Below are 20,183 nucleotides of genomic sequence, written 5' to 3'. Positions count from 1 at the left end.
GGCGGGCCGCTACTCCCCCGCGTACGCCTGGAGGGTGCGGGGGCCGAACGCGTCAGGGATGACCTCGTCGATCGTGCGCAGCCCCGAGACCGTCTCGAGGACCATCCCGTCGGCCGAGTGCTCGAAGAGGAGCTGACGGCAGCGTCCGCAGGGCATCAGGGTCGCCCCGTTTCCGTCCACGCAGGTGAAGGCGACGAGCTTTCCGCCGCCGGTCATGTGCAGGGAGGAGACGAGCGCGCACTCGGCGCAGAGCCCGATGCCGTAGGAGGCGTTCTCGACGTTGCAGCCCGCGATGATGCGGCCGTCGTCCACGAGCGCGGCCGCTCCCACCGGGAACTGCGAATAGGGGGCGTAGGCGCGGCGCATGGCGTCGTTGGCGGCGGCGCGCAGCGCCTCCCAGTCGATGTCGGTCACGGGACCCCTCTCAGGACTTCAGGTACGGCTTGCCGGCGGCCGCCGGTCCGCGGGACTGCCCGACCAGGCCGGCGACCGCGAAGATCGTCACCAGGTAGGGCAGCATCAGCATGAACTCGCTCGGCACCGGCGAGCCGATGACGCCGAGGACGTTCTGCAGGTTGGTCGCGAACCCGAACAGCAGCGACGCGAGGGTCGCCTTGATCGGGTCCCAGCGGCCGAAGATGACCGCGGCGAGGGCGATGAAGCCGGCTCCGGCGGTCATCTCCTTGCCGAACGAGCCGACGGCGTCGAGCGTGTAGTACGCGCCGCCGATGCCGGCGATGGCGCCCGCGAGCGACACGTTCCAGAAGCGGGTGCGCGCCACGTCGATGCCGACGGTGTCCGCGGCCTGCGGGTGCTCGCCCACGGCGCGGAGCCGCAGGCCCCACTTCGTCTTGAAGAGCCCACACCACACGGCGAAGATCGCGAGGTACATGAGGTAGACGATGATCGACTGCTTGAACAGCACGGCGCCGATCACCGGGATCTGGCTGAGCACCGGGATCGGCAGCGTCTCGAACTGCACGGGCGAGTTGAAGGTGGGCGAGTCCGACGTGAGCACCTGAGAGTAGAGGAAGCTCGTCAATCCGGTCACGAGGACGTTCAGGACGACGCCGACGATCACCTGATCGACCACGTACTTGATCGCGAACGCGGCCAGAACGAACGACACGAGCACGCTCGCCAGCATCGCCGCGACGAGGCCCAGGACCGGCTGGCGGGTGATCGAGGCGACGACCGCCGCGGTGAAGGCGCCCGCGAGCAGCTGCCCCTCGATCGCGACGTTGACGACTCCGACCCGCTCCGAGATCACCCCGCCCAGCGAGCCGAAGATGAGCGGAGTGGCGAGGCCGACGGTACCGAGCAGCAGTCCCGAGACGGGCAGCGTCGCGCCCGCGGACGCCCAGACGAGGAACCCGATCAGGAACACGAGGGCGAACACCGTCGAGAACCAGAGCGGGATGCGCCGCGCCGCCCGCGTCATCAGGGCGGCGAGCACGGTCAGCACGACGGTGACCACGGCGACGACCACTCCGGTCGCCCGGGTGGGGAAGGGCAGGTCCGGCAGGGCGAAGAAGTCCCCGCCGGCAGCGAGACGGAACGAACTGGTGCCGTCGCGGCCCAGCGCGACGAACAGCACGATCGAGAGCAGCGCGAACACGCCGAACGCGATCGGCGCCTTCCAGCTGCGGACCGCGACCCGAGAGCCTCCGACGGGCGCAGCGGTGGCGAGGGCGCTCATGCGGAGACCTCCGAGGCTCGGCGCGTGCGGCGTCTCGGCGCGGCGCCGGGAGCGGGCAGGCGGAAGATCGCGCGCACCAGGGGCGGAGCGGCGATGAAGAGGACGATCAGCGACTGCACGACGAGGACGACGTCGATCGGCACGCCCTGGGCGGCCTGCATGGAGTAGCCGCCCGCCTTGAACGCGCCGAAGAGGATGCCTGCGAAGAACACGCCCCACGGCCGCGACCGCCCGAGCAGGGCGACGGTGATCGCGTCGAAGCCGATGCCGGCGTCGATCCCGGACGTGAAGCCCGTCGTGACGGTGCCCATCACCTGCGCGCTGCCCGCGAGGCCGAGGAGACCGCCGGAGAGGAGCATGGCGTACACGTAGCTGTTCTTGACGTCGATGCCGGCGACCCGTGCCGCGTGCGGGTTCTCGCCCACCGCGCGGAACTTGAAGCCGATGCTCGATCGGTTCAGGAGCCACCAGACGAAGACGGTCGCGAGGATCGCGAAGACGAAGCCGAGGGTGAGCGAGTAGCTCGGGCCGAGGAGCGAGGGGAAGACCGCCGTCTCCTTCATCGCCGGGGTCTTCGGGTTGTTCGAGCCCGGCGCCTGCAGAGCGCCGGGAGTGCGGAGCAGGTACGAGATCAGGTAGAAGGCGACGTAGTTGAGCATGATCGTGAGGATCACCTCGTGCGCCCCGGTGCGCGCCTTGAGCACGCCGACGAGCCCTCCCCACAGCGCGCCGCCCAGGATGCCGGCGGCGAGCGCGACGATCAGGTGGACGCCCCACGGGAGGTCGAAGGAGAAGCCGACCCAGCCGGCGCAGGCTGCCGCGATCAGCATCTGCCCGCGGCCGCCGATGTTGAACAGGCCGACGCGGAACGCGAGCGCGACGCCCAGACCGCCCGCGATCAGCGGAGTGGCGAAGGCGAGCGTGTCGGTGAGCGGCTTGATGCCGTTCGCGAAGCCCTCGCGGCGGAAGTTGTAGACGGATCCCTGGAAGAGGGAGGAGTAGGCGCCGGCGACCGACTGCCAGATCGCCTGCAGGGTGTCGACCGGGCGCGCGAAGAAGTAGCCGGACGCCTCCTGGACATCGGGGTCCGTCGCCGCGATCAGCACGCCGCCCGCGATCAGCGAGAGCAGCACGGCGAGCACCGACATCAGAGCGGTGCCCGAGAGGATCTCGCGCAGCACGCGGGACGCGCCGCTCTCGACCGCGCCGGGGCGCGCCTCCTGACCCGGCTTCTGGCCGGGCTCGAGGCCGGTGGACTTCTCGGTCTCCGCGTCGGGATCGACCGCGGGCAGTTGCGCGTCGCTCACGCCGCCGCTCCCTTCTCGGCGGGCGACTGCCCGGCCATCATGAGCCCCAGCACGTCGCGGGGGGTGTCGGCGGGCACGATGCCGATGATGCCGCCCTTGTACATGACCGCGATGCGGTCGGCCAGGGCGGCCACCTCGTCGAGCTCGGTCGAGACGACGATCACGGGCACGCCGGTGTCGCGGGTCTCGACGATCCGCTTGTGGACGAACTCGATCGAGCCGACGTCGATGCCGCGGGTGGGCTGAGCGGCGATGAAGAGCCTCAGCTCCCGGCTCAGCTCGCGCGCCAGGACGACCTTCTGCTGGTTGCCGCCGGAGAGGCGGCCCACGTGGGTGCCGATGCCCTGCGCCCGGACGTCGAACTCGCGCACGCGCTCCTCGGCGAAGCGGTCGAGCTCCTTCAACTGCAGGTTGAGGCCCTTCACGAACGGGCCCCCGTCGCTGCGGTCGAGCATGAGGTTCTCGGCGATCGTGAACTCGGCGACCAGGCCGTCCTCGGTGCGGTCCTCGGGCACGAAGCCGACCCCGGAGTCGAGGACGCGGCGCACCGAGAGGCCGTCGAGCCGCTTGCCGTCGAGGGTCACGGTGCCCTCGACCCGCTCCTGCAGCCCCATGATCGCCTCGGTCAGCTCGGTCTGCCCGTTGCCCTGCACGCCGGCGATGGCGAGGATCTCGCCGCGGCGGACCTCGAACGAGACGTCGTCGACGACGGCCTGCCCGTTCGCGTCGCGGACCGTGAGTCCGCTGACGACCAGGGCCTCGTCGCCCGCGCGCGCCTGCTCCTTCCGCACGGTCAGCTCGACGGCACGACCCACCATCAGCGACGCCAGTTCGGCGTTGCTCGCCGTCGGCGACGCCTCTCCGACGACCTTGCCGAGGCGGATGACCGTGATGCGGTCGCCGACCTCGCGCACCTCGCGCAGCTTGTGCGTGATGAAGACGATGGCGGTGCCTGCCGCGCGCAGCTGGCGCATGATCGCGATGAGCTCGTCCGTCTCCTGCGGGGTGAGCACCGCCGTGGGCTCGTCGAAGACGAGGACGCGGGCGTCGCGCGAGAGCGCCTTGATGATCTCGACCCTCTGCTGCACGCCGACGGGCAGATCCTCCACGATCGCGTCGGGATCGACGTCGAAGCCGAAGCGGTCCGAGATCTCCCGCACCCGGGCGCGCGCCGCGGCGAGGTCGAGTCGACCGCCGGACTTCGTCTGCTCGTGACCGAGCATCACGTTCTCGGCGACCGAGAAGACCGGCACGAGCATGAAGTGCTGGTGCACCATGCCGATGCCCGCCTTCATGGCGTCACCGGGCCCCGAGAAGTGCTGGACGGCGTCGTCGAGCAGGATCTCGCCCTCCTCGGCCTGGTAGAGGCCGTAGAGCACGTTCATCAGAGTCGACTTGCCCGCGCCGTTCTCGCCCAGGAGGCAGTGGATCTCGCCGGGTTCGACCGTGAGATCGATGTGGTCGTTGGCCACGAGGGCGCCGAAGCGCTTCGTGATGCCCCGCAGTTCGAGCTTCATGGAACCAATCTAACTTTCGGTCGGGCTCCCGGCGTCGACGGGGCACGAGGACGTCCGGCGACAGAGAGGGGACGTACCGCGCCACCGCTGCGCCCTTTCGCAGAGGGAACCCTGCGGCGGCAGAGAAAAGAGGCCGGCCGGCTCCGGGATCCCCCGGGGCCGGCCGGCCTCTTCGCGTCGACTAGGACGCGGCGGGAGCCGACGGCGACTCGACGGTGATCGACCCGTCGATGATGCCCTCGGTGATCGCGTCCAGCTCGCCCTGCAGGTCCGGCGAGACCTTCGACTCGAAGTCGTGGAACGGGGCGATGCCCACTCCGTCGTTCTCGAGCGTGCCCACGTACGGCGTGGCGTCGAACTCGCCGGCACCGGCGGAGGCGGTCACGTCGGACGTGCCCTCCTTGATGCCCTTGAGGATCGAGGTCAGGTACAGGTCCGACCCGTCCGGGTAGGTCTCGTACAGGTCGGCGTCGACACCGACCATGGCGATCTCCTTGCCGGAGTCGCGGATCGCCTCGATCGCCGACTGGAAGATCGGGCCGCCCACGGGGAGGATGACGTCGGCGTTCTGGTCGATCAGCGACTGCGCCGCCGACTTCGCCTCGACGCCCGCCGCGAATCCGCCGGTGAAGGAGCCGTTCTGCGACGCGACGTCCCAGCCGACGACCTTCACGTCGGTGCCCTTCTGCTCGTTGTAGTAGGCGACACCGTCCGCGTAGCCGTCCATGAAGATGGTGACGGTCGGGTAGGGCTGGCCGCCGAAGGTGCCGACGACGCCGGTCTTCGAGTACGACGCCGCCGCGTAGCCCGCGAGGAACGCGGACTGCGAGGTGTCGAACGTGATCGGCTTGACGTTCTCGAGGTCGATCGAGGCGTCGTCGATGATCGCGAAGTCGATGTCGGTGTTCGCCTCGGCCGCGGCCTTGGTCGCATCGGCGAGCGCGAAGCCGACCGTGATGATCAGGTTGCAGCCCTGATCGACGAGGCTCGTGAGGTTCGGGGCGTAGTCGGTCTCGGACTCGGAGGTCACGTCGACCGGCTCGACACCGAGCTCCTCCGACGCCTCGACGAGACCGGTGTAGCCCAGCTCGTTGAAGGACTTGTCGTCGAAGCCGCCGGCGTCCGAGACCATGCAGGGCAGGAAGTCGCTCGTCGCGGCGGCGCCCGAGTCGCCCTCCTCGGGAGCGGAGGCGCAACCGGCGAGAAGCGCGGTGACGCCCAGAGCGGCGAGACCGCCGAACGCGGCCTTACGCGTGGTGATAGTCAAGAGATTCGTCCTCCAGGATTCGGCCCGAGCGTCGTGCGCAGCAGGGCGTCGATCCGCTCACGTTACCCAATGTGACGATTCACTCAGGGCTTCCGGGGGATGCGTTCGGAAGTCGTTACACGGTGTTTATTTTGTGGAGGAGGCGCGGGCGCCTCCTCCACCGCGGTCGGCTCGCAGAGGCGGGGCGTTTCCGAGAGCGGGGTGCGTCGGGCTGGCGGACATCGCTGGCACGCGATCTCCGCTCGCGGCCCTCCACCATGCGCTCGAGGTTCCGAGCTGTTCGGAGTGACTGCGCGCTGCGCGCGGACGGGCACGGACAGCAGGAGGGCTGCGCGCTGCGCGCGGACGGGCACGGACAGCAGGAGGGCTGCGCGCTGCGCGCGGACGAGTACGGACAGCAGGAGGGACGAGTACGGGCAGCAGGAGGGTCGCGCTGCCGAGGACGGGGGTGTGCGACGCGGGAACGGCGAAGCGCGGCGCTCCCGGGGGGAGGCCGCGCTTCGAGGAGGGTGGGGCTAGAGGACGTCGGTGCGGCCCGAGAGGCGGAGGGCGTCGACGACGCCCTTGACCTTCTGCGCGTTCTCGGTGGTGGTGACGAGGAGGGCGTCGGGGGTGTCGACGACGACGATGTCCTTCACTCCGATGAGGGCGATGGTGCGGTTGCCGCCGCTGACGACGATTCCGGTGGCGGAGTCGGCCAGGACGCGGGCGTCCTCGCCCAGGATCGCGAGGTCGGAGCGGAGACCGCTCGCGTGCAGCTTCGCGATGGAAGCGAAGTCCCCGACGTCGTCCCAGGAGAAGTGACCGGGGATGACCGCGAGCTTGCCCTCCGCGGCGGCCGGCTCGGCCACGGAGTAGTCGATCGCGATCTTCTCCAGCCCCGGCCAGATGCGGTCGACGACCGCGCCGCGCTCGGGGGTGTCCCACGCCTCGGCGAGCTCGAGGAGCCCGGCGAGCAGCTTCGGCTTGGAGCGTCCGAGCTCCTCGAGGAGCCGGTCGGCGCGGGCGATGAACATGCCGGCGTTCCAGAGGTACTGACCGCTGCTGACGTACTCGCGGGCGGTGTCCGCATCGGGCTTCTCGACGAAGGAGTCGACGGCGAGGGTGTGCGGGGCGCCGTCGATGCCGAGGTGGTCGCCGGTCCTGATGTAGCCGAACCCGACCGCCGGCTCCGTCGGCGTGATGCCGATGGTCGCGATGTAGCCCGCGTCGGCGGCGATGACCGCCTCCGCGACGGCGTCGTGGAAGAGGTGCTGACCGCTGATGACGTGGTCGGCCGCGAACGAGCCGATGATCACTCCGGGCTCGCGGCGCTCGAGGATCGCGGCGGCCAGGCCGATCGCGGCGGAGGAGTCGCGCGGCTCGCTCTCGAGCACGACGTTGACGTCCTCGAGCTTCTCGAGCTGGCGCTCGACGGCGGCGCGGTGCGCCCGGCCGGTGACGACCATGATCCGGTCGGCGCCCGAGATCGGAGCGAGACGCTCCCACGTGTCGCGCAGGAGGGTCTGGCCCGAGCCGGTGAGGTCGTGCAGGAACTTCGGGGCGTCGGCCCGGGAGAGCGGCCACAGCCTCGAGCCGATCCCACCTGCGGGGATCACGCTGTAGAAGCGGTCGAGCGGGGCGCGGCCATCGGTCTCAGGTGATGTCATGTCCGCAGGATACAAGGGCGTCCGGACGCGACCGTCCGTTCACCGGGCGGCGCTGCGCCGTTCACGCGGGCGCCGTAGCGTCCGGGGCGTGAGAGTCGCGGTCGTCACCGAGAGCTTCCTGCCGTCGTTGAACGGCGTGACCACGAGCGTCCTGCGGGTCCTCGACGAGTTCGCCGCCCGCGGCATCGAGGCCCTGGTGGTCTGCCCCGCCGCGGGAGCACCGGCCCGCTACGCCGGGCACCGCGTGGTCGAGCACCCCGCGATCGCCTACCGCGACTTCCCGGTCGGCATCCCGACACTCGCCCTCACGCGCGAGCTCGCGGACTTCGCGCCCGACGTCGTGCACGTCGCCTCGCCCTTCCTACTGGGGGCCCGCGCCATCGCCTCGGCGAACCGCCTGGGCGTGCCGAGCGTGGCCGTCTACCAGACGGACGTCGCCCGCTTCGCCGCGCGGTACGGCATCCGGGGAGCGCGCGCGCTCGCCTGGAAGGTCATCCGGCAGATCCACGCGGGTGCCGACCTGACTCTCGCCCCCTCCAGCAGCGCGCTCGACGATCTCTCCGCCGCGGGGATCGAGCGCACCGCGCTCTGGGGACGCGGCGTGCAGAGCGACCGCTTCCACCCCCGGATGCGCTCCTCCCCCTACGCCCACGAGGTGCGCGCGCCGCTCGCTCCGGACGAGGCGCTCGTCGGCTACATCGGCCGGCTCTCGCCCGAGAAGAGAGTGGAGCGCCTCGCCGCGCTCGCCTCACTCCCCGACGCGGCGCTCGTGGTCGGCGGCTACGGCCCCTCCTCCGCCCGGGTCGCCGCGGCGGTCGGGTCTCGCGCCCGCATGCTCGGCCGGCTCGACGGCGAGCGGCTGCCCGCCGTCTACGCCGCACTCGACGTCTTCGTGCACACGGGCACGGAGGAGACGTTCGGCCAGACGGTCCAGGAGGCGCAGGCGTCCGGGACCGCGGTCGTCGCCCCGCACGCGGGCGGACCGACCGACCTGATCGAGCACGGCGTCGACGGCCTCCTCTACGCGCCCGAGAGCGACTCCGATCTGCGCCGTCAGGTCGAGCGCCTCGTCCGCGACCCCGCCCTGCGCGCCCGCCTCGGCGAGGCGGGGCGGCGGCGCGTGCTGCACCGCACCTGGAGCGCGCTCACGGACGAGCTGCTGGGCCACTACGCGGCCGTCGGGGTGCCCGCCGTGGTGGAGCACCGCAGCTAAGGCTCGCCTTAGCCGCGCTCTCCTCGAACGCCGTTTAGAATCGAAGGGCGAGAATCTCGTCGCTCCCCCGCCCCGTCCGCGTCCACGAGACGCGGAGCAGGTCAGGCCGTCGGAGTGCACAACCAGGGAGGGTTGTCCGTGTCAGTTCAAGCTGCTCAGACCCTCGCACCCCGGAAGCAGGGGAAGATCCGCCGTCCGGCCGGAACCCTCTACCGCGGTCGCGAAGGCATGTGGTCGTGGGTGCTCCACCGGATCACCGGTGTCGCCATCTTCTTCTTCCTCCTCGTCCACGTCCTGGACTCGGCCCTCATCGCCGTGAGCCCGGAGGCGTACGACGCGGTGATCGGAACCTACAAGAACCCGATCATGGGCCTGGGCGAGACGGGGCTCGTGGGCGCCATCGCGTTCCACGCCCTGAACGGCCTGCGCATCATCCTGGTCGACTTCTGGAGCTGGGCGACGCGCAACCAGCGCCTGCTCTTCTGGGTGGTCATGGGCCTCTGGGTCGTGCTGATGCTCGGCTTCGCGCCGCGCCACCTCATGTTCGTCTTCGGAGAGGGAGGAGGGGAATGAGCACCGTCGCCGCCCCCCGCACGCCGCACACCCCGACCCGTTCCTCCGGGACGAACTGGGAGAAGTGGGGTTGGATCTACATGCGCGCCTCCGGCGTCGTGCTGATCGTCCTGATCTTCGGGCACCTGATCTACAACCTCCTGCTCGGCGACGGCATCAAGGCCATCGACTTCGGCTTCGTCGGCGGCAAGCTCGCGAACCCGTTCTGGCAGTGGTGGGACGTCCTCATGCTGTGGCTCGCCCTGATCCACGGCGGCAACGGCATGCGCACGCTGGTCAACGACTACGCGACCTCGCCGCTCCTGGCCCGCGCCTTCAAGGGCGGGATCCTCGTGGCCGTCGTCTCCCTGATCGTCCTCGGAACCTGGGTCGTCTTCGCGTTCGACCCGTGCCCGCCGAACACGGCGGCCGAGTTCCTGCCGTCGTTCTGCGGCGCCTGACGCACCGCCGCTGATGCGGGAGGAGGCGCTGCGGTCGACCGCGGCGCCTCCTCCCGGGTCCGGCACCTCTCCCCGTCCTCCTCACCCGCACAACGGAGCACCCACCCAGTGAGCACAGCAGGCCACGTACACCCCGGCGGCGACCAGAGCGCCTTCACGCAGACCGTCGGACCCGACGGCGTCCACTACCACCAGTTCGACGTGGTGATCGTCGGCGCCGGCGGCGCCGGCATGCGGGCGGCCATCGAGGCCGGCCCCAAGGCGAAGACCGCCGTGATCTCGAAGCTCTACCCGACGCGCTCGCACACCGGAGCGGCGCAGGGCGGCATGGCCGCCGCGCTCGCGAACGTCGAGGAGGACAGCTGGGAGTGGCACACCTTCGACACCGTCAAGGGCGGCGACTACCTCGTCGACCAGGACGCGGCCGAGATCCTCGCAAAGGAGGCCATCGACGCGGTCATCGACCTCGAGAACATGGGCCTTCCCTTCAACCGCACCGAGGACGGCAAGATCGACCAGCGCCGCTTCGGCGGTCACACCCGCGACCACGGCAAGGCGCCCGTGCGCCGCGCCTGCTACGCGGCCGACCGCACCGGCCACATGATCCTGCAGACGCTGTTCCAGAACTGCGTCCGCCTCGGCATCAACTTCTACAACGAGTTCTACGTGCTCGACCTCGTGATGACGAAGGTCGACGGCGTCGACAAGCCGTCCGGAGTCGTGGCGTACGAACTCGCGACCGGCGAGCTGCACGTGTTCCAGGCGAAGGCGATCATCTTCGCGACCGGCGGCTTCGGCAAGATCTACAAGACCACTTCGAACGCGCACACGCTGACCGGCGACGGAGTCGGCATCATCTGGCGCAAGGGCCTGCCGCTCGAGGACATGGAGTTCTTCCAGTTCCACCCGACCGGCCTCGCGGGCCTCGGCATCCTCCTCACCGAGGGAGCGCGAGGAGAGGGTGCGATCCTTCGCAACGCCTCGGGCGAGCGCTTCATGGAGCGCTACGCCCCGACCATCAAGGACCTCGCGCCCCGCGACATCGTCGCCCGCTGCATGGTCCAGGAGGTCGCGGAGGGCCGCGGCGCCGGTCCGCACAAGGACTACGTGCTGCTGGACTGCACGCATCTGGGCGCCGAGGTCCTCGAGACGAAGCTCCCGGACATCACCGAGTTCGCGCGCACCTACCTCGGTGTCGACCCGGTCGTCGAGCCGGTGCCGGTCATGCCGACCGCGCACTACGCGATGGGCGGCATCCCGACGAACGTGAAGGCCGAGGTCCTCTCGGACAACACCACCGTCGTGCCGGGCCTGTACGCGGCCGGCGAGTGCGCCTGCGTGTCGGTGCACGGCTCCAACCGCCTCGGCACCAACTCGCTCCTCGACATCAACGTCTTCGGCAAGCGCAGCGGCAACAACGCGGCCGACTACGCCAAGACCGTCGAGTTCACTCCCCTGCCCGCCGACCCGGCCGGAGCGATCCGCGACATGCTCGCCTCGCTCCGCGACGCGACCGGCACCGAGCGGATCGCCTCGATCCGCAAGGAGCTGCAGGACGAGATGGACAAGAACGCCCAGGTGTTCCGCACCGACGAGTCGCTCGAGCAGGTCACCGGCACGATCCAGCGCCTGCGCGACCGGTTCCGCAACATCTCGGTGCAGGACAAGGGCAAGCGCTTCAACACCGATCTCCTGGAGGCCGTCGAGCTCGGCTTCCTCCTCGACCTCGCCGAGGTCGTCGTGTTCTCGGCGCGCAACCGCAAGGAGAGCCGTGGCGGTCACATGCGCGACGACTTCCCCAAGCGCGACGACGACAACTACATGCAGCACACGATGGCGTACCTCTCCGGTGACGCCCACTCCTCCGATGCCGGTGACCACATCCGGCTCGACTGGAAGCCCGTCGTGATCACCCGGTACCAGCCGATGGAGAGGAAGTACTAGCCATGTCGACCGCTACCCTCGAGCAGCCCCCCGCGGCCCCCGCCGCCCCGGAGGCGTTCACCGTCACGTTCATCATCCGCCGCTTCGACCCCGAGGTGGACGCCGAGCCGCGCTGGCAGGACTTCGACGTCGAGATGTACTCGACCGACCGTGTCCTCGACGCCCTGCACCGCATCAAGTGGGACCAGGACGGGTCGCTGACCTTCCGCCGTTCCTGCGCGCACGGCATCTGCGGCTCGGACGCGATGCGCATCAACGGGCGCAACCGCCTGGCCTGCAAGACGCTGATCAAGGATCTCGACATCTCGCAGCCGATCTACATCGAGGCGATCAAGGGCCTGCCCCTCGAGAAGGACCTCGTCGTCGACATGGAGCCGTTCTTCGCCTCGTTCCGCGAGGTGCAGCCGTTCCTGATCGCCAACACCCCGGCGCCCAAGGGCAAGGAGCGCGTGCAGTCGGTCGCCGACCGCGCCCGCTTCGACGACACCACGAAGTGCATCCTCTGCGCCGCGTGCACCTCGTCGTGCCCCGTGTTCTGGACCGACGGGCAGTACTTCGGCCCGGCCGCGATCGTGAACGCGCACCGCTTCATCTTCGACTCGCGCGACGACGCGGGCGGAGCCCGTCTCGACATCCTCAACGACAAGGAGGGCGTGTGGCGCTGCCGCACGACCTTCAACTGCACCGAGGCGTGCCCCCGCGGCATCCAGATCACGCAGGCGATCGCAGAGGTCAAGCAGGCTGTCATCCGCGGCCGCGCCTGATCGCAGCCCTTGAACGGCCCGTCGGATCCCTGATCCGGCGGGCCGTTCGTCGTTCCCCGGCCCCCTCCCCGCTCGGGTGACAGCCGACTCGGGCGGCGGCCCTACCCTTGGAGTCATGACGGAGGCGGCGACAGACACTCCGCGCGGCATCCCGGCGCTGATCGAGCGGGTGCTGCGCACGCGACCGCTCCGCGTCTTCCTGCACTACTCCGAGACCGGCGGCCCGCTCTTCGCCTCGGGACTGGCGTTCCAGGCGCTGTTCGCCGTCTTCGGGGCGCTGTTCGTGTTCTTCGCGGTGTTCGGCTTCTGGGTCCGCGGGGACACCGTGCTGCGCGATTCGCTGATCGAGCTCGTGCAGCGCTCGATCCCCGGACTGATCGGCGGCAAGGGCTCCCTGGTCTCCGTCGACACGCTGCTGGACCAGTCGATCCTGGGCTGGACCGGAGTCATCGCCGCCGCGGTCCTGCTCTGGACGGCCCTGAACTTCCTCGGGAGCCTCCGGCAGGCCGTCCGGATCCTCTTCACGCTGCCCGGTCCGACGACGCTGTTCGTCCTGCTCAAGCTCAAGGACGCCGGACTCGCGCTCGTCTTCGGAGTCGTGCTGCTCGTCTCCGCGGGCCTGTCGGTGTTCTCGACCACGTTCGTCGACGTCGCCTTCGACTTCCTCGGGATCGGCAGCGACTCGGAGCTCGGACGCATCACCGGTGGTGCGGTCGGCCTCCTGATCATGCTCGCGCTCGACACCGCGACCCTCGCCGGATCGTTCCGGATCCTGTCGGGCATCCCGATCCCGTGGAAGAACCTGTGGGTCGGAGCGCTGATGGGCGGCGTCGCCCTCGGCGCTCTGAAGATCCTCGGGACCCAGCTGCTCGGCGGCGCGTCGCGGAACCCGCTGCTCGCGTCCTTCGCGGTCCTCATCGGTCTGCTGATCTGGTTCAACCTCGTCTGCCAGGTCATCCTGATCGTCGCCTCGTGGATCTCGGTCGGGATGAGCGACGCCGGCATCTCGGCTCGCAAGCTCACCCCGGAGGAGCGCGAGAAGGAGCAGGAGGAGCAGCTGCGGGCCGCACGCCGCACGCTCGCAGAGGTGGAGCGGCAGCGTCTCACGACCGCCCTCGCCGACGCCTCCCTGCTCAAGCGGCGGCGGATCGAGAAGAGCCTGGAGCGCCTCGACGAGGAGCTCGCCGAGCTCTCGGCCTGACCCGCGCATCCGAGGACCGCTCCACTCCGCGGGCGCGCTGCTCCACGCTTGTCGGACATGTTTGTTTCTGTTGACTTCATGGGCAAACGGGTCTAAAAAGATGTAAACGCAGATCCGCCCCGCGGAGCGCGAGCACCACTGGATCGAGACGACGGAGTCGACATGTACGCACCGGAGCGCCACCAGGCGATCCTGGACCGTGCCCGCACCGACGGGCGGGTCGAGGTCCGCGATCTCGCGCTCTCGCTCGCGGTCACGCCCGAGACGATCCGCCGCGACCTCACGAGCCTCGAGCGCCGCGGCCTGCTGCGCCGGGCGCACGGCGGCGCGATCCCGGTCGAGCGACTGGGCATCGAGCCCGAGGTCGCCGCCCGCGAGGGACACCTCGCCGCCGAGAAGGACCGCATCGCCACCGCAGCCCTCGCCGAAGTGCCCGACGGCGGGTCGCTCGCCATCGACGCGGGCACCACCACCGTCCGCCTCGCGGAGCTGCTCCCCCTGGACCGCCGGCTGACGGTCGTCACCCACTCCCTCCCCGTCGCGATGGCGCTCGTCGGCCGGCCCAACATCGATCTGCACCTGCTCGGCGGTCACCTCCGCGGAGTGACGCAGGCCGCCGTCGGCCCGTGGGCCGCCCAGGCGATCGCCTCCGTCTCGGTGGACGTCGCCTTCATCGGCACCAACGGCATCAGCCGCGAGCGGGGCCTGACCACCCCCGATCTCGACGAGGCCGTGGTCAAGTCGGCGCTCATCGCCTCGGCGCGCCGGGTCGTCGTCCTCGCCGACCACTCCAAGTTCGGCCGGCAGGACTTCGGGCACGTCGCTCCGCTGTCCGCGATCGACACCGTCATCACGGACAGCGGCCTCGACGACGAGACCGTCGACGACGTCGAGTCCGCCGGCCCCGAGGTGGTCCGCGCATGATCGTCACCGTCACCGCCAACCCGAGCATCGACGTCACCCTCTCGACCAGCGGCTTCGCGATCGGCGAGGTCAACCGGGCGCACGGCGTGCGCCGCGACCCGGCGGGGAAGGGCGTCAACGTCGCCCGCGCCCTCGCCCGCAACGGAATCGAGGCCACGGCTGTCTACCCCGCCGACGCCTCGACCGGGCTCGACCTCTCGTCGATGCTCGAGGCGGCGGGCGTCCGGTCCGCGAGCGTCGCGATCGCGCAGCCGATCCGCACCAACATCACCGTCGTCGACGACGCCTCGGGGCGCACCACCAAGATCAACGAGCCCGGCCCGGCGATCAGCCCCGAAGAGGCGAAGGCGCTCTCGGAGCTCATCTGCGACCACGTCGTCGCCGCACCGCGCTGGCTCGTCGCGTGCGGCAGCGTCCCTCCGGGACTCGGCGACGACTTCTACGCGTCGCTCGGCCGACTCGCCCTGCACTTCGGCGTCCCGCTCGCCGTCGACACCTCCGGAGCCCCGCTCACCGCGATCATCGCGGCCGGCACGGCGACCCTGGTGAAGCCCAACCTCGAGGAGCTCGAGGAGCTCCTCGGCCGCTCGCTCCCGACGGTCGGAGACGTCGTCGCCGGAGCACGCGAACTCCTCCGCCTCCCGGACGCGCGAGCGCTCGTGAGCCTCGGAGAGCACGGCGCCCTCCTCGTCACGGCCGACGCGTCGTGGTGGGCGGGCGCCCCCGCCGTCGTGCCCCTCAGCACCGTCGGCGCCGGGGACAGCACCCTCGCGGGCTACCTCTCGGCCACCGACGCCACGGAGGCGGAGCGCCTCGCGACAGCAGTCGCGTGGGGCACCGCCGCCGTCCGGCTCCCGGGCAGCGAAGCCCCGGGGCCCGACTCCCTCCGACTCGACGACGTCACCGTCGTCGCGTCCCCCGACCCCCACCTCCCGATTGGAGAACTGAGCGCATGACTGCACTCACCGAGGCCTCGACCGTCATCGTCGACCTGACCGCCGCCACCAAGGACGAGGCCACCGCGCAGCTGGCGAAGACGCTGGCCGACGCGGGCCGCGTCACCGACCTCGACGGGTTCCTCGCCGACGTCCGCGACCGCGAGGCGCAGATGGCCACCGGCATGCCCGGCGGCATCGGGATCCCCCACGCCCGCTCCTCCCACGTCGTCGCCCCCAGCGTCGCCGTCGGCATCGCGAAGCAGGGCGTCGACTTCGGCGCTCCCGACGGACCGGCCGACCTGATCTTCCTGATCGCCGCCCCCGACGGAGCCGACCAGGCGCACCTCAAGATCCTCGCCCAGCTCGCCCGCAAGCTGATCCACGAGTCCTTCACCGGGTCCCTCCGCGCCGCGTCCAGCGGCCAGGAGGTCGCCGACATCATCGCCCGAGAGGTCGTCGTCTCATGAGGATCGTCGCCGTCACCAGCTGCATCGCCGGTATCGCGCACACCTACATGGCCGCCGAAGCCCTGGAGCAGGCCGCGAAGAAGAAGGGGTACGAGATCCAGGTCGAGACCCAGGGCGCTGCCGGCTCCGACCCGATGTCGGACCAGACCATCGCCGACGCCGACGTCGTCATCCTCGCCGCCGACCTCGAGGTCCGCGGCAAGGAGCGCTTCGCCGGGAAGCCGACCCTCGAGGTCGGCACCTCGGAGGCGCTCGCGAAGGCCTCGGAGGTCATCGACCGCGCCGTCGCCACCGCCCAGGCCGCACCGCCCGCCGTTGATTCGACCTCCTCCGACGCCCCCCGTTTCGTGGCCGTCACGAGCTGCATCGCGGGCATCGCGCACACCTACATGGCCGCCGAGGCGCTCGAGCAGGCCGCGAAGAAGCGCGGCTACCCGATCCACGTCGAGACCCAGGGCGCCGCCGGCTCCGAGGAGATGACCGCGGGCGACATCGCCGCCGCGGACGTCGTCATCCTCGCCGCCGACCTCGAGGTCCGCGGCAAGGACCGCTTCGCCGGCAAGCCGATCCTCCAGGTCGGAGTCGCCGAGGCGCTCGCCAAGCCGGACGAGGTGCTCGACCGCGCACTCGCCCTGCGCAGCGCGAAGCCCGCCGACGCCCCTGCCCGCGCGCAGGCCTCCGCCGCTCCCGCCGCCGCCCCCAAGAAGGTCGGCGTCGGCACGCGCATCCGCCAGAACCTGATGACCGGCGTGTCGTACATGATCCCGTTCGTCGCGGCCGGCGGTCTGCTGATCGCCCTGTCGTTCCTGTTCGGCGGGTACCAGATCGTCAGCTTCACTCCGCAGCAGATCATCGACAACGGCTTCAACCCGGTGAACATCACCGACTGGGCCGGAGTCATGTTCCTGATCGGAGGAGCGACCTTCGCGTTCCTCGTGCCCGTGCTGTCCGGCTTCATCGCCTTCGGCATCGCCGACCGCCCCGGCATCGCCCCCGGCTTCCTCGGCGGCGCGGTCGCCGTGACCGTCGGAGCCGGCTTCCTCGGCGGACTCGCCTCGGGCTTCATCGCCGGATACGCGGCGCTGTACATCTCGCGGATCAAGCTGCCCGCGGCCTTCAAGTCGCTGATGCCCGTCGTGATCATCCCCCTGATCGCGACGTTCATCACCGGCTTCCTGATGTTCGTCGTCCTCGGAGCGCCGCTGCGCGCGCTGAGCGAGGGACTCTCGTCCTGGCTCTCCGGACTCACCGGCGGCAACCTGATCGTGCTGGGCATCATCCTCGGCCTGATGATGGCGTTCGACATGGGCGGCCCGGTCAACAAGGTGGCCTACGCCTTCGCGACCACAGGTCTCGCCTCCGTCCCCGCCGACGGCGACCCGAACTCGGTGCAGTTCAAGGTGATGGCGATCGTCATGGCTGCCGGCATGACGCCGCCGCTGGGTCTCGCCCTGGCGACGACGCTGCGCAAGCGCCTCTTCACCGACGCCGAGCGCCAGAACGGCAAGGCCGCCTACCTGCTCGGCGCGTCCTTCATCTCGGAGGGGGCCATCCCGTTCGCCGCGGTCGACCCGCTGCGCGTGATCCCCTCCGCGATGATCGGCTCGGCCGTCACCGGCGCGCTCGTCGCCCTGTTCGGCTCGACGCTGCGCGCCCCGCACGGCGGCGTCTGGGTCACCGGACTGGTCGGGCAGCCGCTGCTCTACCTGGTGGCGATCCTCGTCGGCATGGTCGTGACCGCGATCGCCGTGATCATCGCCAAGAGCATCAAGCGCACCCCCGTGGTCGCCGAGGTGCCCGAGCCCGTGACGGCCCGCCCCGTCGCCGCGGTCTGAACTGCGCCGACCCCCGAACGACCGTCCTGAGCGGTCCCACCGACGGCCCCCGCCTGCGCCGCCTTCTTCTTCTCCGAGGGAAGGTGGTGCAGGACGGGGGTCGTTCTCATTTCCGCGGCGGTCCCCGCCCGCCGCGGAACGGGTGGCTTCCCGACGGGGATGCGTTAGCGAGAGCGGGTGGCGGACGGCTAAGGCGAATCGGCCGCACGCTGTTCGCCGGGGGCCTCCTCGACGGACGGCGGCGGTTGCGCCACGCGCAACGTCAGCTCTGAAAGGGGTGTCTCGGCTGTCAGCGGTTTCACCCCTGTCACAGCTGAGGTTGTGCTGCCGAGCCCCGCGCGGAGGTGAGGACACCGCGTGCGCCGAGGACGGCCCCGCCAGCAGGGGTCGGGGGCAGAACCTGAGCGGAGAGGCGTGCTCAGCCGCCGTCGTGGCTGAGCAGCCCTCCTGGCTGACGGTCTGCGCAGCGTGAAGAGACGCGTGCCCGGGAAGGCCGTGTCGGCGGCCGAGAATAGACTGCTCCGGTGACCAAGAAGCTCCTCCGCATCGCCTCCGTCAACGTCAACGGGGTGCGCGCCGCCTTCCGCAAGGGCATGGGCGAGTGGCTCGCCGCGCGCGACGTCGACATCCTCGCCCTGCAGGAGGTCCGCGCCTCCACCGACGATCTCACCGGGCTGCTCGGCGACGAGTGGGATGTTCTGCACGACGAGGCGACCGCGAAGGGCCGCGCCGGAGTGGCGCTCGCCTCCCGCAACCGGGCCACGATCCACCGGGTCGCGCTCGGAGCGGACGACTTCGACTCCGCCGGGCGCTGGCTCGAGGCCGACTACGAGGTCGGCGACCGCACGATCACCGTCGTCTCGACCTACGTGCACTCGGGCGGCGTCGGCACTCCCAAGCAGGACGAGAAGGTGAAGTTCCTCGATGCGATGACCGAGCGACTCCCCCAGCTGCAGGCCCATAGCCCGCTCGCCGTCGTGATGGGCGACCTCAACGTCGGCCACCGCACCCTCGACATCAAGAACTGGAAGGGCAACGTCAAGAAGGCCGGCTTCCTCCCCGAGGAGCGCGCCTACTTCGACCGCTTCCTCGGCGCCGAGGGCGAGGACGGCTACAACGCCGGAGCCGGCCTGGGCTGGATCGACCTCGGCCGCCGCTTCGCGGGCGAGGTCCCCGGGCCCTACACCTGGTGGTCGCAGCGCGGCCAGGCCTTCGACACCGACACCGGCTGGCGCATCGACTACCAGCTCGCGACCCCTGAGCTCGCCGCGCTCGCGCGCAGCTACGAGATCGACCGCGCCGACAGCTGGGACACCCGCTGGTCCGACCACGCCCCGGTCGTCGTCGACTACGAGCTCTGACCCTCCATCACTCCCCCGCGCGATCACCGCGCCACCGCACCGCAACTGAGGCCTCACCATGACCCCCACCGCTCCGGGCGCGAAGCCCGTCATCTTCTCGGGCATGCAGCCCTCCTCGGGCTCGCTGCACCTCGGCAACTACATCGGCGCGCTCACGCAGTGGGTCGCCATGCAGGAGGACTTCGACGCCTACTTCTGCGTCGTCGACCTCCACGCGATCACCGTCCCGCAGGATCCGGCCGAGCTGCGCGAGCGCACGCGCGCGACCGCTGCGCAGTACATCGCGGCCGGCATCGACCCCGAGCGCTCGACCCTGTTCATCCAGTCGCACGTGCCCGCGCACGCCGAGCTGGCATGGATCTTGAACACGGTGACCGGCTTCGGCGAGGCGAGCCGCATGACGCAGTTCAAGGACAAGTCGGCGAAGCAGGGCACCGAGGCCGCCTCGGTCGGCCTCTTCACCTACCCGATCCTCATGGCGGCCGACATCCTGCTCTACCAGACCGACGCCGTGCCCGTCGGCGAGGACCAGCGCCAGCACCTCGAGCTCACCCGCGACCTCGCGGGGCGCTTCAACACGCGCTTCGGCGAGACCTTCGCGATCCCGGAGCCGCACATCGCCCGCGAGACGGCGAAGATCTACGACCTGCAGAACCCCGGCGCCAAGATGTCGAAGTCGGCGGAGTCGGACGCGGGCCTGTTGAGCGTGCTCGACGAACCGAAGGCGACCGCGAAGAAGATCATGCGCGCCGTCACCGACACGGAGTCGGAGGTGCGGTTCGACCGCGCCGCCAAGCCCGGCGTCTCGAACCTGCTCACGATCTACTCCGTTCTGGCCGACCGCACGGTCGAGTCGCTGGAGCAGGAGTACGCGGGCCGCGGCTACGGCGACCTGAAGAAGGGTCTCGTCGAGGTCGTCGCCGCGACGTTCGACCCGATCCGCGCCCGGACGGCCGAGCTGCTGGCCGACCCGGCCGAGCTCGACCGCGTGCTGTCCCGTGCGGCCGACCGCGCCTCCGAGACCGCGGAGAAGACGCTCGCGACCGTCTACGACCGCATCGGCTTCCTCCGCCGCACCCGCTGA

18 protein-coding genes are annotated in these 20,183 nt (G+C 70.5%); 12 read left to right on the top strand and 6 right to left on the bottom strand.

Annotated features, from left to right (window positions below; genetic code table 11):
- Positions 1 to 9 precede the first annotated feature (9 nt).
- The 6 genes from C1I63_RS10910 to C1I63_RS10885 form a co-directional block, all read right to left on the bottom strand.
- The gene (locus tag C1I63_RS10910) at positions 10 to 414 is read right to left on the bottom strand and encodes a cytidine deaminase (RefSeq protein WP_107574791.1); all 405 of its coding nucleotides are present in this window, start codon (positions 412 to 414) and stop codon (positions 10 to 12) included.
- A gap of 10 nt (positions 415 to 424) precedes the next feature.
- Positions 425 to 1,699, bottom strand: coding sequence for an ABC transporter permease (locus tag C1I63_RS10905; RefSeq protein ID WP_107574790.1), 1,275 nt, complete (start codon positions 1,697 to 1,699; stop codon positions 425 to 427).
- Positions 1,696 to 3,006, bottom strand: coding sequence for an ABC transporter permease (locus C1I63_RS10900; RefSeq protein ID WP_244907030.1), 1,311 nt, complete (start codon positions 3,004 to 3,006; stop codon positions 1,696 to 1,698). The genes C1I63_RS10905 and C1I63_RS10900 overlap by 4 nt, the downstream gene beginning before the upstream one ends.
- Positions 3,003 to 4,523: an ABC transporter ATP-binding protein gene (locus C1I63_RS10895; protein ID WP_107574789.1), complete on the bottom strand. Its 1,521-nt coding sequence runs from the start codon at positions 4,521 to 4,523 to the stop codon at positions 3,003 to 3,005. The genes C1I63_RS10900 and C1I63_RS10895 overlap by 4 nt, the downstream gene beginning before the upstream one ends.
- Before the next feature lie 181 nt (positions 4,524 to 4,704).
- Entirely contained in the window at positions 4,705 to 5,790 is a 1,086-nt protein-coding gene (locus C1I63_RS10890) for a BMP family lipoprotein (protein ID WP_055788016.1), read from the bottom strand.
- A gap of 515 nt (positions 5,791 to 6,305) precedes the next feature.
- Positions 6,306 to 7,439, bottom strand: a complete 1,134-nt coding sequence (locus C1I63_RS10885) for a mannose-1-phosphate guanylyltransferase (RefSeq protein ID WP_107574788.1) — start codon at positions 7,437 to 7,439, stop codon at positions 6,306 to 6,308.
- A gap of 88 nt (positions 7,440 to 7,527) precedes the next feature.
- Here C1I63_RS10885 and C1I63_RS10880 point away from each other — a divergent pair, with 88 nt between their 5' ends.
- The 12 genes from C1I63_RS10880 (at position 7,528) to trpS (ending at position 20,183) form a co-directional block, all read left to right on the top strand.
- A complete protein-coding gene (locus tag C1I63_RS10880; protein ID WP_055788007.1) occupies positions 7,528 to 8,652 on the top strand; it encodes a glycosyltransferase family 4 protein in 1,125 nt (374 codons plus the stop codon).
- A 138-nt stretch (positions 8,653 to 8,790) separates the two neighbouring features.
- Positions 8,791 to 9,225: a succinate dehydrogenase, cytochrome b556 subunit gene (gene sdhC, locus C1I63_RS10875; RefSeq protein ID WP_372488113.1), complete on the top strand. Its 435-nt coding sequence runs from the start codon at positions 8,791 to 8,793 to the stop codon at positions 9,223 to 9,225.
- The gene (locus tag C1I63_RS10870) at positions 9,222 to 9,665 is read left to right on the top strand and encodes a succinate dehydrogenase hydrophobic membrane anchor subunit (protein ID WP_055787999.1); all 444 of its coding nucleotides are present in this window, start codon (positions 9,222 to 9,224) and stop codon (positions 9,663 to 9,665) included. Before sdhC ends, C1I63_RS10870 begins: the two co-directional genes overlap by 4 nt.
- 201 nt (positions 9,666 to 9,866) lie before the next feature.
- Positions 9,867 to 11,609 (top strand): succinate dehydrogenase flavoprotein subunit, encoded by a 1,743-nt coding sequence (gene sdhA / locus C1I63_RS10865; RefSeq protein ID WP_244907195.1) that lies wholly within the window; start codon positions 9,867 to 9,869, stop codon positions 11,607 to 11,609.
- Positions 11,610 to 11,611: 2 nt separating this feature from the next.
- On the top strand, positions 11,612 to 12,373 hold the full coding sequence (locus tag C1I63_RS10860; RefSeq protein ID WP_055787993.1) for a succinate dehydrogenase iron-sulfur subunit: 762 nt from the start codon (positions 11,612 to 11,614) through the stop codon (positions 12,371 to 12,373).
- Between the two features lie 115 nt (positions 12,374 to 12,488).
- The gene (locus C1I63_RS10855) at positions 12,489 to 13,574 is read left to right on the top strand and encodes a YihY/virulence factor BrkB family protein (protein ID WP_107574786.1); all 1,086 of its coding nucleotides are present in this window, start codon (positions 12,489 to 12,491) and stop codon (positions 13,572 to 13,574) included.
- Positions 13,575 to 13,736: 162 nt separating this feature from the next.
- Entirely contained in the window at positions 13,737 to 14,498 is a 762-nt protein-coding gene (locus C1I63_RS10850; protein WP_107574785.1) for a DeoR/GlpR family DNA-binding transcription regulator, read from the top strand.
- Positions 14,495 to 15,454 carry a 1-phosphofructokinase family hexose kinase gene (locus tag C1I63_RS10845; RefSeq protein WP_107574784.1) on the top strand — a complete coding sequence of 320 codons (960 nt, stop codon included), beginning with the start codon at positions 14,495 to 14,497 and terminating at the stop codon, positions 15,452 to 15,454. The genes C1I63_RS10850 and C1I63_RS10845 overlap by 4 nt, the downstream gene beginning before the upstream one ends.
- Entirely contained in the window at positions 15,451 to 15,903 is a 453-nt protein-coding gene (locus C1I63_RS10840) for a PTS sugar transporter subunit IIA (protein WP_055787979.1), read from the top strand. Before C1I63_RS10845 ends, C1I63_RS10840 begins: the two co-directional genes overlap by 4 nt.
- A complete protein-coding gene (locus tag C1I63_RS10835; protein WP_107574783.1) occupies positions 15,900 to 17,738 on the top strand; it encodes a PTS fructose-like transporter subunit IIB in 1,839 nt (612 codons plus the stop codon). The genes C1I63_RS10840 and C1I63_RS10835 overlap by 4 nt, the downstream gene beginning before the upstream one ends.
- 524 nt (positions 17,739 to 18,262) lie before the next feature.
- Positions 18,263 to 19,099, top strand: coding sequence for an exodeoxyribonuclease III (locus C1I63_RS10830; protein ID WP_107574782.1), 837 nt, complete (start codon positions 18,263 to 18,265; stop codon positions 19,097 to 19,099).
- Positions 19,100 to 19,157: 58 nt separating this feature from the next.
- Positions 19,158 to 20,183 carry a tryptophan--tRNA ligase gene (gene trpS, locus C1I63_RS10825; RefSeq protein ID WP_082481016.1) on the top strand — a complete coding sequence of 342 codons (1,026 nt, stop codon included), beginning with the start codon at positions 19,158 to 19,160 and terminating at the stop codon, positions 20,181 to 20,183.

The sequence above is a fragment of the Rathayibacter caricis DSM 15933 genome, from assembly GCF_003044275.1.
Taxonomy (GTDB): Bacteria; Actinomycetota; Actinomycetes; order Actinomycetales; family Microbacteriaceae; genus Rathayibacter; species Rathayibacter caricis.
Note: the sequence above shows the minus strand (reverse complement) of the source record. Positions and strands in the feature narration are given on the sequence as shown.